The following is an 11,683-nucleotide window of genomic DNA, read 5'->3' as shown; positions in this document are numbered from 1 at the left end:
GTTGAGAACGAAACGACAGAGTTTGTGACGAATGAATCAACTCGACGAGCGTAAGCTTGATCCCGCCGTAGCCCTTGCCTCTCTCGACGAGGTCGCGCCTCGGGAGCCGCACCGGCTGTTCGCCCTCAAGCAAGGCGACTGCTTCGCGGTGGCCGACGCCTATGGCGACATCCGCGGCGCCGGCGACGGCTTTTTCCGAGACGACACGCGTGTGCTTTCGGAATTTCGGTTGACGGTCGGTGGCCGGCAAATGTCGCTGCTCGGCGCATCGCTCAGCCAGGACAATGTGCTTTTCACCTCGAACCTGACCAATCTGCCGATTCAGAGTGTCGGTGGCCGGGATATTCCGCAGGGCGCGATCCACATAGAACGCGTCAGGCTGCTTTGGCAGGACCGGCTGTTCGAGCGCATCACCCTTTCCAACTACAGCCAGGAATCGTCGGCCATTCGGGTTTCCTTGCATTTCGCAGCAGATTTCCGTGACATGTTCGAGGTGCGCGGCTCGACCCGGCCCAAGCGCGGGATAGCCCATGCCGCCGAGACCAGTCCGACGTCCGTGGTGCTTCGATATGACGGGCTGGACCAGCTTGTGCGCCTGTCGGCGATCTCGTTCTCGCAAGCCCCGGACAATTTGACCACCAACCGTGCGGATTTCCTGATTGCGGTGACTAAGCGCAGCAGCGAGGTCCTCTATATCGAAGTCGGCCCGGAAGTGGCGGAGACACCCGACCGCGACCGTTTTCGGGCTGCCGCCGCCCGCGCTCGCTTCGGCATGCGCGCCAAACGCCGCCACGGCGCGACGGTGCACAGCTCTGGCCGCGTCTTCAACGACTGGATCGAGCGCGCGCGCGCGGACGTGGCGTTGCTGACCACCGAGCTTGCAACCGGACCTTACCCCTATGCCGGCATACCCTGGTTCTCGACGGCGTTTGGCCGCGACGGGGTGATCTCCGCACTGCAGATGCTGTGGTTGAATCCCGGGCTGGCGCGCGGCGTGCTCGCCTTTCTCGCCCAGCATCAGGCAACCGAAACGTCGCCGTTCAGCGATTCGCAGCCGGGCAAGATCATGCACGAGACCCGCAAGGGCGAGATGGCGGCACTGCGGGAGCTCCCGTTTGGCCGCTATTACGGCGGTGTCGACACCACGCCGCTCTACATTCATCTCGCTTGTGCCTATGCGGATCGTACCGGCGACATGGCGTTCATCGACAGCCTGTGGCCATCGCTCTGTGCTGCGGCCGAATGGACCGAAGAGATAAGCCGCGCGACCGGGTTCGTTACCTATCAGCGCGGCGCCGAGTCCGGCCTCGCCAACCAGGGCTGGAAAGACAGCTTCGATTCGGTCTTCCATGCCGATGGCCGCATGCCCAAGGGGCCGATCGCCCTGGTGGAGGTGCAAGGCTATGTCTTTGCCGCGTTCCGTGGGCTGGCAGCGCTCGCCCGCCGCCGTGGCGAGGACGACAAGGCCGATCATTGGGACGAACGCGCCGAAACCACGCGCACCGCGGTCGAACGCCATTTCTGGATGGACGATCTCAATTTCTACGCCATGGCGATCGACGGTGCCGGCGAGGTCTGCAAGGTACGGACGTCGAATGCCGGCCATCTCCTCTATGTCGGGCTGCCCGAGCCGGAACGGGCGCAGTTGGTCGCCGATCAGCTGCTCTCGGCGTCGTTCCACTCGGGTTGGGGCGTCAGGACGCTGGCCGACGATGCGATATTCTTCAATCCCATGTCTTACCACAACGGTTCGATCTGGCCGCACGACACTGCCATGTGCGGTGCCGGCCTGGCACGTTATGGCGTACGCGACAGCGTGGTGCGGCTGATGAGCGGCACGTTCGAGTCGGCTGTCCATTTCAACATGCGGCTGCCGGAACTGTTCTGCGGTTTTACCAGGTCGCCGGGCGAAGCGCCGATCGCCTATCCCGTCGCGTGCCTGCCGCAGGCCTGGTCGGCGGGATCGGCCTTCATGTTGATGCAGGCCTGCCTTGGCCTGGAAATCGATGGCTGGGACGGTGAAATCCGGGTCACCCGCCCGAGGCTGCCGATCGGCATCGACACGCTGACACTGCGGCATCTGGGTGTCGGCTCAGCGGTGGTCGACCTCACATTCCAGCGTGTCGGCGATCGGGTCGTCGCCTTTCTCGCCGATCGGTATGAGGGGATGGTACCGCTCATCGTGCGCACCTGACGCCGCCTCGCAGCGGCGCATCGAAAACGACGCGCGGCACCGCAATCGTCCGGAACCGATAGCCTCTTTGTGCGTTGCAAAAATGGGCGGCGTGGGAACTGTTGTTGTCGCACGGCAGCGAACCAGAAAAACCAATAAAAACGGCTATCGGCGGCCGGAGGCGAGATCACATTCCATGTCAGATTATACTGTAGACCTGCTCTGGGTTTTGCTGATTGCAAGTTTTGGCTTTTCCGCTTTTGCCATTCTCCTATCGATATCCCGCCAGCGCCGCGGCCGCGCAACGGCGGCCGCATACACGCCGAGCGAGGATGTCGCATCGGAAGCGGCACGCAAGGTGCTGCGCGAGTTCGAAAAGAACGGCCAGTCGGCCGACGCGGCGCTGGTCACATGGTCGCCCGACACATTGCGTAAGATCCTGGCCGACGACCTGCCGGACGCACAGGTCATCGTCGTGTCCAACCGCGAACCTTACATCCACAACATCAAGGATGACGGGGTCCAACTTCTGGTGCCGGCCAGCGGGCTGGTTTCGGCACTCGAGCCCATCACTCGCGCCTGTGCCGGAACCTGGATCGCCTATGGCGGCGGAACGGCAGACCGTCTCACGGTCGACAAGGACGACCGGGTGCAAGTGCCGCCAGGCAATCCGTCCTACACGCTGCGCAGGGTCTGGCTGACGGAGGAGGAATATCAGGGCTATTATCTGGGCTTCGCCAATGAGGGCCTATGGCCGCTTTGCCATATCGCCTTCACCCGCCCGATCTTTCGCGCCTCGGACTGGGACGCCTACGAGGCCGTCAACCGCAAGTTCGCCGATACGGTGGTTGCCGAAGCACGCAACGAGCGGCCGATCGTGCTGGTGCAGGACTACCACTTCGCGCTGCTGCCGCGCATGATCCGCCAGCGCCTGCCGGACGCCATCATCATCACCTTCTGGCACATCCCGTGGCCCAATTCGGAAGTGTTCAGCATCTGTCCGTGGCGTGAGCGGATCCTGGAGGGATTGCTCGGCAGTTCGATCATCGGCTTTCATACCCAGTTCCATGCCAACAACTTCACCGAAAGTGTCGACCGCTTTCTGGAGAGCCGCATAGAACGGGCCGACGCGGCGATCTCCTATGGCGGACAGACCACGTTGGTCCACGCCTATCCCATTTCCATAGAATGGCCGGCCCAATTGCTGGCAAGTTTGCCGTCTGTCGAGGAGTGCCGCGCCCGTGTCCGCGATAGATTCGGCCTGTCTGCGGAGACCAAACTATGCGTTGGCGTCGAGCGCCTCGACTACACGAAAGGCATTCTCGATCGCTTCCATGCCTTGGACGAATTGTTCACCAGATATCCCGAATGGATAGGCAAGGTGGTTTTCCTGCAGATCGCGGCGCCGAGCCGGGGGACATTGCCGGCCTACCAGCAACTCCATGACGAATGCCGCCGCTGTGCCGAGGAGCTCAACCGGCGCTATGGCAGCGAGACATACAGCCCTATCCTGATGGTCGCCGAACATCATCGGCAGGAGCAGGTCTACGAGGTCTATCGCGCCGCCGACATCTGCATGGTCACCAGCCTGCATGACGGCATGAACCTTGTCGCCAAGGAATTCGTCGCGGCGCGCGACGACGAACAGGGCGTGCTTTTGCTCAGCACCTTCGCCGGCGCCTCGCGCGAATTGCTGGAGGCACTGATCGTCAACCCCTACGACGCAGCCATGATGAGCGAGGCGCTGTTGCAGGCGCTGACGATGACGCCGGAAGAGCAGCGCGAGCGTTTGCGGCCGATGCGCGAGATGGTCCGCGACAATAATGTCTACCGCTGGGCCGGCAGCATGTTGCTGGATGCCGCGCGCCTGCGCAAACGCGGCGATCTCGACAGGGTGACCGGAACTGGCGAGCGCCCGCCGTCGAACACCAACAACGTCATCTCGATGTTCGAGCGGGCACGGAAGGCAGCGTCGTGAAAAGCTTTGAACAACCGCCGGCGCCGGACCTGCCGGAAGGGCAATGGGCGCTCTTCCTCGACATCGACGGAACCCTGCTGGAACACGCTGCCCATCCCGACGCGGTGTCGGTCGGCGAGGAATTGCGCAATCTGCTTGGGCACATCGAGCAGCGGCTGGATGGTGCGGTCGCCTTCATCACCGGCCGCTCGATCCCCGCTGTGGACAAGCTGTTCCACCCGCTGAAGCTGAGGATCGCCGGCCTCTATGGGCTGGAGCACCGGCTGACGCCGACGGGTCCGATCGATGCCGCCGACGCGCCTGCCGACATCGCCGCCCTTGCCGACGAGATCGAGGCCGAACTGGGCAGCGGCAAGGTCTATGTCGAGCGCAAGGGTCCGGTCCTTGCCGTCCATACAAGAGCAGCGCCGCAACTGCTTGCGCCGGCAATCCAGTTGATCGAACAGGCATTGGCCCGGCTTCCGAAGGGTTATCGGGTGCTTCCCGGAAACGCCGGCGTCGAGCTCATGCCTCTGGAAGCCGTCAAAGGTGCTGCCATCCGGCGTTTCATGGACATTCCGCCCTTTGTCGGCCGGCGGCCGATATTCCTCGGAGACGACACATCGGACGAACACGGTTTCGAGGCCATCAACGAAATTGGCGGCATCTCGATCCGCGTGAAGCCGAACGGACCGACGGCCGCAACCTATGTCCTCGATGGCGTGACCGGCGCAATAGCCTGGCTCGGGGCCAATTTCGAAGTCTCGCCGGTCTCCGGTGCTCGACCGGCCGACAACAAGGCAGAGACCGAATCAAGGGCGAAGCTCAATATCGCAGCCACGGCAGCGTCCGGTCGATAAGCGCGTTTCTCATTGAATATCTTTAAGCCCAAAGCCGGCAGATCGTCTGCTTGCCGGTTCCCCTGCGTCAGGCTTAACCTGCGTGCCACGCGTGGAGGCGCGTGCGGTAACAAGGGGAGGACATCTCTATGACCATACAAGGCGCATCACCGGACCTGTACAATGAGGATCTCGCTCCGGCGAAGGTTCGAAACTGGGGACCGTTCTCGATCTTCAACGTCTGGACGTCGGACGTCCACAGCCTGTGGGGCTACTATCTCGCTGCCAGCCTGTTCCTGTTCTGCGGCGGCTTCGTCAACTTCATCATCGCCATCGGTATCGGTTCGCTGATCATCTATGCGTTGATGAACATAGTCGGCTATGCCGGCGTGAAGACCGGGGTGCCCTACCCGGTCCTGGCGCGCGCCTCCTTCGGCATCTGGGGCGCCAACATACCGGCGCTGGTGCGTGCCATCGTCGCCTGCTTCTGGTACGGCGCGCAGACGGCGGCGGCCTCCGGCGCGATCGTAGCCCTGCTGATCCGCTCGCAATGGTTCGCCGACTTCAACCAGAGCACACATTTCCTCGGCCACTCCGGGCTCGAGGTGATCTGCTTCGCCGTCATCTGGGCGCTGCAGCTCCTGATCATCCAGAGGGGCATGGAAACGGTGCGCCGCTTCCAGGATTGGGCCGGACCGGCGGTGTGGGTGATGATGCTGATCCTGGCGATCTATCTTTGCATCAAGGCAGGCACCTTCGCCTTCACCAGCGACATCCCGATGGATGTGCTGCTGGAAAAGACCAAGGACGCGGGCGTGCCGGGCACGCCGGGCTCCTGGACCTCGCTGTTTGCTGTAGCGGCGATCTGGGTGACCTATTTCTCAGCGCTCTACCTCAACTTCTGCGATTTCGCCCGTTATGCGCCGGACAAGGCATCGCTGCGCAAGGGCAACATCTGGGGCCTGCCGGTCAATCTCATCCTGTTCTCGCTGGTCGCCGGCGTCACCACGATCGCCGCCTTCGACGTCTATGGCGAGGTGCTGCTGCATCCTGACCAGATCTCGGCGAAATTCGACAGCTGGTTCCTGGCGGCGCTCGCGGCCCTGACCTTTGCCGTAGCGACGCTTGGCATCAATGTGGTGGCAAACTTCGTGTCGCCGGCCTTCGACTTCTCCAACGTCTTTCCACGTCAGATCGACTTCAAGAAGGGCGGCTACATCGCGGCGCTGATCGCGCTGGTGCTCTATCCCTTCGCGCCCTGGGAAGGCAGTGCCGCCTCCTTCGTCAACATCATTGGCGCGACGATGGGGCCGATCTTCGGCGTGATGATGGTCGACTACTACCTGATCCGGAAGGGCGAGGTCGATGTCGAGGCGCTCTACAGGGAGAATGGCGAATTCCGCTTCCAGGGCGGCTGGCATGTCAATGCCTTCATCGCCGCCGGTATTGGCGCGGTCTTCTCGTCGATCCTGCCCAACTTCACCAGCCTGCTGCCGTCCTGGTGGGGCGTCTATGGCTGGTTTTTCGGCGTGGCAATTGCCGGCGTCATCTATTACGTGCTGCGTACGATGGCACTCGGCGCCTGGGCCAAGATGGCCAAGGCCTAAACGGATTCGGGGCGGCGCAAGCCGCCCCGTTCATTCTGCGACCATCTCGGCCAGGCGGCGCACGGTGTTCCAGTTGCGCGACGTGCCGATGCCGAGGCGTTTGTGGCTCACCGCCGCAAGCAGCCGCGAACTCGGCGTCTCGCGCGAAAAGACGATCCAGATGTCGCCGCCGACCGCCTGCAGCTTTTCATTCCTGCCGATATAGGCCTGCAGCGCAGAGACCGCATCGGGGGAAACAGGCGCCCGCATCACGCGCACCGCCACCTGGTCCGCGGCTTTAGCCGATTCGGCTGGGAACGGATTGCCGGCCGCCAGCCTCAGCCAGCCGTCGGCGCGGCGCACGATGATGTCGACATGGCGGCCAAAAGTCTTTGCGAACGCCGCCTCCAGCCGCTGCTCCAACGCCGCGAGTTCTGTCTCCTGCGCCTCGAAGACCAGATTGCCGGTCGCCACCAGTGTGCGCGGGTTGTTCAGGCCCAGGCCTTCGGCCATCGCCTTGAGATCGGACATGACGACCCGCCGCCCCTCGCCCAGGATGATGCTGTAGAGCAGCGCGACGTAAGTTCGCATCGGCGGCTAATCTAGACCAGCCGCGACTGCTCTACCGCCGCCTCGATGAAGCTGGCAAACAGCGGGTGCGGATCGAGCGGCCGGCTTTTCAACTCGGGATGATACTGCACGCCGATGAACCAGGGATGGTCGGGATATTCGACCGTTTCCGGCAGCACGCCATCCGGCGACATGCCGGCAAACACCAGGCCGCAATCCTCGAGCCGCTCCTTGTAGTCGACATTGACCTCATAGCGGTGGCGATGGCGTTCGGAAATCTGCGTATCGCCATAGATCTCGGCGATCTTCGATCCCTTGGCGAGGTCGGCCTGGTAGGCACCGAGCCGCATGGTGCCGCCGAGGTCGCCGGTTTCCCTGCGCTTTTCCAGCATGTTGCCCTTCAGCCATTCGGTCATCAAGCCGACGACCGGCTCCTCGGTTGGACCGAACTCGGTCGATGATGCGTGCTCGACGCCGGCCAGCGAACGAGCCGCCTCGATGCAGGCCATCTGCATGCCGAAGCAGATGCCGAAATATGGCACCTTGCGCTCGCGCGCGAACTTCGCCGCCAGGATCTTGCCCTCCGAGCCGCGCTCGCCAAAACCGCCGGGGACGAGAATGCCATGGACCTTTTCCAGCCACGGCGCCGGGTCTTCCTTCTCGAATATCTCGCTTTCGATCCAGTCGAGCTTGACCTTGACCCGGTTGGCGAGGCCGCCATGCGACAGCGCCTCGATCAGCGATTTGTAGGCATCCTTGAGGCCGGTATATTTGCCGACGACGGCGATAGTCACCTCGCCTTCCGGATTGTGGATGCGGTTGGACACCGCTTGCCATCGTTCCATGCGCGGCTTCGGCGCCGGATCGATGCCGAAGGCGGCCAGCACTTCCGAATCCAGCCCTTCATTGTGATAGGCCATCGGCACGTCGTAGATATGCGGCACGTCGAGCGCCTGGATGACGGCGCTTTCTCGCACGTTGCAGAACAGCGACAGTTTTCTGCGCTCTTCCTTGGGGATCGGCCGGTCGGCGCGGACCAGCAGGATATCAGGCGCAATGCCGATGCCGCGCAACTCCTTGACCGAATGCTGTGTCGGCTTGGTCTTCAGTTCGCCCGCCGTCGGAATGTAAGGCATCAAGGTCAGGTGGACGTAGACGGCGTTGTTGCGCGGCAGGTCGTTACCGAGCTGGCGGATCGCCTCCAGGAACGGCATCGCCTCGATGTCGCCGACGGTGCCACCGATCTCGCACAGCACGAAATCGTAGTCGTCATTGCCGTTGAGGACGAAGTTCTTGATCTCGTCGGTGACGTGCGGAATGACCTGCACGGTGGCGCCAAGATAGTCGCCGCGCCGCTCGCGCTCGATGATGTTCTTGTAGATGCGGCCGGTGGTGATGTTGTCCTGCTGGTTGGCCGAGCGGCCTGTGAAGCGCTCATAATGGCCAAGATCGAGATCGGTCTCGGCGCCGTCGTCGGTCACGAAGACTTCGCCGTGCTGGTAGGGCGACATCGTGCCGGGATCGACATTGAGATAGGGATCGAGCTTTTTGATGCGTGCGCGATAGCCCCGCGCCTGCAAGAGAGCCCCAAGGGCCGCTGCAGCAATGCCTTTTCCAAGTGAGGAAACCACGCCGCCTGTGATGAATACATATCGCGCCATGGGAGTCATCGCTTAACGCGGCCGAATTGATTCCGCCAGAGAAAAAACCGCCGCGAAGGCTTTTTCCCAAGAAGGCGCTCTGGTCATTGGCGTATCAAAACAAAAGGGCCGGCGAGGCCGGCCCTTTTGGCACGATCTGTCGAGGCGTCAGATGATGACGACCTTGGTGCCTACTTTCACCCGGCGATAGAGATCCATGACGTGCTCGTTGATCATGCGGAAGCAGCCATTGGAGGCGCTGGTTCCGATCGACTGCGGTGCAATGGTACCGTGGATGCGCAGATGGGTATCCTTCTTGCCATCGTAGAGATAGATGGCGCGCGCACCGAGCGGATTGTCGCCGCCGCCGGGCATACCGTCCTTGTACTGCCCATAATGCTTGGGTTCGCGCTTTTGCATATCCAGCGTCGGAATCCAGCGCGGCCATTCCTGCTTGTCGCCGACGGCAACCGTCCCCTTGAACTGCAGGCCTTCGCGGCCGACCGCAATGGCATAACGGCGGGCGGTTGACGATGATTCGACGAGGTAGAGACGGCGGGCGCTGGTATCGATGACGATGGTGCCGGGGTTGTAGCCGGTGAATTCGACCTCCTGCGGCACGAATTCCGGCTTGACCTTGAACTGGCGCTTGGCCTGCTTCCTTTCGAGCGCGGCGTCGAGCGCGCGCGTCTCAGGAAGCAGCGACATCGATGAAGAGGATGTGCCGCCGAACAGTCCCGCGAACAGCCCGACGCTCTGCGGCTTCTGCCCGACCGGTTCGCTGCGCAATTCGCCATTGTTGCCGGTCAGCGCAACGTTCATGGCCTCGGCCGGGATCGGCTCGGCCGACTGGATCGGCGCGATGGGTGCGATCGGTTCGATGATGTTGACGGTCTTCTTCTTGGCCGGCTTGGCATCAGCCACCTTGACCGCCGCGACCGGCTGGCTCTCCTTGGCAAGGAATGCCTGCCGTTCCGCATCGGCCTTGGCTTTCGCCGCCTCGCGCATCGCCAGCTTCCTGGCTTCGAGTGCCTTGGCGCGAGCGGCTTCCTTGTCGGCTGCGATCTTGGCTTCGATCTTGCGGATCTGCGCAAGGTCGTCCGGCGTCGGATCTTTCTTCTTCTTGAGAAGCTTCAATTGCGCCGCATCGCTTTTGGCAGCGACGTTGACGACGTCAGTTGTTGTCGCGGCTTTATGAGCCGAATTTGCCGTCGGCATAGCCGCATAAGCGGGCGCACCTAGGCTGAGCACGGCACAAAGGCCGGCAAAAATGAAGCTGCGAAGCTGCATGGGGAAGATCCGATCGTTCAATGCTTGTTGCCCACGGCGTCGCCCGGCGCCCCCCAAGGACGCCGAAAATGCCGCGTGCAATGTATAATCGATTAGCCGGAAGCGCCTCAAGCGTAGGGCGCGGTCGAATCTTCGTGATCGTGCGGCATTTGCCGCGACTGTGTTCAAACGACAACAGATCGCGGCATCAGATGCCCGATTACTGGTTGGGGACTTGCGGCGTGGCCGGCGCGGTGGCGCCGTTTGTCGCTGGCGGCGTCGCCGGAGCTGTTGCCGGAGGCGTCGTTGCCGCGCCATTGCCGGACGGCGGGGTCGGCGCCGTGTTGCCTGAAGGCGGCGTCGTGGTGCCGGGCAATTGGTTGAGTACGCCCTTGCCTGCCCCGTCCGAGGTCGCCGGGACGCGATCGAGAATGTCGATCGGCTTCTCGCCATAGCGCGCGACGATCGACAGTGTCAGCGAAGTGACGAAGAAAGCCGCGGCCAGGATCGCTGTCGCCCGCGTCAGCGCATTGGCGGCGCCACGCGCGGTCATGAAGCCCGATCCGCCGCCGATGCCGAGACCGCCGCCTTCGGAGCGCTGCAGCAGCACCACGCCGACAAGCGCGAGCACGACCATGAGGTGGACGACGATCAGTACGGTTTCCATAATTTATCCTGGCAAGGCCTTGTGCGGCCGCTGATTTGGAGGCGGCTCAATACAATGCTTTGACGGCATTTCCAAGCCCGTGGCCGGAATATGGGAAGCAATGCGTCCTTTGCAACGATTCCGGCGCCGGCCGTCCGCTCAAATCCAGCAAGCAGTCCCGGTATCAAGCGATGTTTCGATAGGCTTCCGCGATGCCGAGGAAGTCCGCTGCCTTCAGGCTGGCGCCGCCGACCAGCGCGCCGTCGACATTCCTGACGCCGAGCAACTCGACGGCGTTGGACGGCTTGACCGAGCCGCCGTAGAGAATGCGCATCTTGGCCGCCGTATTGCCAAGCTTCCGCGCCAGTTCTTCACGGATATGCGCATGCGCCTCGGCGACGTCGGCGGCGGTCGGGGTCAAGCCGGTGCCGATCGCCCATACCGGCTCATAGGCAATGACGCTGTTGGACGCCGTGGCGTTTGGCGGTACCGAGCCCGCAACCTGGCGCGACAGCACGTCAAGCGTGGCTCCTGCTTCGCGTTCGGCTCTTGTCTCACCAATGCAGATGATAGCCACCAGCCCGGCGCGCCATGCGGCGGAGGCCTTGGCCTGCACTATGGCATCGTTCTCCTTGCGATCAGCACGGCATTCGGAATGGCCGACGATGACATGGCTGGCGCCTGCATCCTTCAGCATCTCCGCCGAAATACAGCCGGTATAGGCGCCGCTTTCCTCGGTGTGGCAATCCTCACCACCGGCCCGGACCGGCGTGCGCGACAGAATCTCGGCGGCGTGCGCAAGCAAGGTCGCCGGCACGCAGACCACGGCTTCGGTCTCGGCGTCGAGCCCGCTCATGAAGCCGTTGCCGATCATCCTGAGCTCGTTGAGCGAGGCGCTGGTCCCGTTCATTTTCCAGTTGCCGGCGACGAGCGGGCGGATTCCAGGCGTCATGGGATTTGTTTCTCCGGGCAATTTCCAGCTGGCTCTCACTATCAAAATCAG

At 62.8% G+C, this 11,683-nt stretch carries 9 protein-coding genes; 4 read left to right on the top strand and 5 right to left on the bottom strand.

All coding sequences use genetic code 11. The annotated features are described in order from the left end of the window. The first annotated feature begins 31 nt into the window (after positions 1-31). The 4 genes from NKJ93_RS01640 (at position 32) to NKJ93_RS01625 (ending at position 6,576) form a co-directional block, all read left to right on the top strand. Positions 32-2,194: an amylo-alpha-1,6-glucosidase gene (locus NKJ93_RS01640; RefSeq protein ID WP_352494610.1), complete on the top strand. Its 2,163-nt coding sequence runs from the start codon at positions 32-34 to the stop codon at positions 2,192-2,194. Positions 2,195-2,369: 175 nt separating this feature from the next. Further along, a complete protein-coding gene (locus NKJ93_RS01635; protein ID WP_352482652.1) occupies positions 2,370-4,151 on the top strand; it encodes an alpha,alpha-trehalose-phosphate synthase (UDP-forming) in 1,782 nt (593 codons plus the stop codon). After that, entirely contained in the window at positions 4,148-4,990 is an 843-nt protein-coding gene (gene otsB / locus NKJ93_RS01630; protein ID WP_023717704.1) for a trehalose-phosphatase, read from the top strand. The genes NKJ93_RS01635 and otsB overlap by 4 nt, the downstream gene beginning before the upstream one ends. Before the next feature lie 128 nt (positions 4,991-5,118). After that, complete coding sequence (locus tag NKJ93_RS01625) at positions 5,119-6,576, top strand: NCS1 family nucleobase:cation symporter-1 (RefSeq protein WP_352587167.1); 1,458 nt, start codon at positions 5,119-5,121, stop codon at positions 6,574-6,576. A 30-nt stretch (positions 6,577-6,606) separates the two neighbouring features. On the opposite strand, the gene NKJ93_RS01620 is transcribed toward NKJ93_RS01625, so the two are convergent. The 5 genes from NKJ93_RS01620 to tpiA all read right to left on the bottom strand — a co-directional run bounded on the left by NKJ93_RS01620 (position 6,607) and on the right by tpiA (position 11,632). After that, positions 6,607-7,146 carry a DUF1697 domain-containing protein gene (locus tag NKJ93_RS01620; protein WP_023717705.1) on the bottom strand — a complete coding sequence of 180 codons (540 nt, stop codon included), beginning with the start codon at positions 7,144-7,146 and terminating at the stop codon, positions 6,607-6,609. An 11-nt stretch (positions 7,147-7,157) separates the two neighbouring features. Next, on the bottom strand, positions 7,158-8,786 hold the full coding sequence (pyrG, locus tag NKJ93_RS01615) for a CTP synthase (RefSeq protein WP_352448839.1): 1,629 nt from the start codon (positions 8,784-8,786) through the stop codon (positions 7,158-7,160). A gap of 147 nt (positions 8,787-8,933) precedes the next feature. Further along, positions 8,934-10,055, bottom strand: a complete 1,122-nt coding sequence (locus NKJ93_RS01610; protein WP_023717706.1) for a L,D-transpeptidase — start codon at positions 10,053-10,055, stop codon at positions 8,934-8,936. 199 nt (positions 10,056-10,254) lie between these two features. Then, positions 10,255-10,701, bottom strand: coding sequence for a preprotein translocase subunit SecG (gene secG / locus NKJ93_RS01605; RefSeq protein ID WP_352494606.1), 447 nt, complete (start codon positions 10,699-10,701; stop codon positions 10,255-10,257). A 163-nt stretch (positions 10,702-10,864) separates the two neighbouring features. Continuing rightward, positions 10,865-11,632 (bottom strand): triose-phosphate isomerase, encoded by a 768-nt coding sequence (gene tpiA, locus NKJ93_RS01600; protein ID WP_023717708.1) that lies wholly within the window; start codon positions 11,630-11,632, stop codon positions 10,865-10,867. Between the last annotated feature and the right edge of the window lie 51 nt (positions 11,633-11,683).

Origin of the sequence: Mesorhizobium sp. M0028 (genome assembly GCF_040323855.1) — a bacterium.
Taxonomy (GTDB): domain Bacteria; phylum Pseudomonadota; class Alphaproteobacteria; order Rhizobiales; family Rhizobiaceae; genus Mesorhizobium.
Note: the sequence above shows the minus strand (reverse complement) of the source record. Positions and strands in the feature narration are given on the sequence as shown.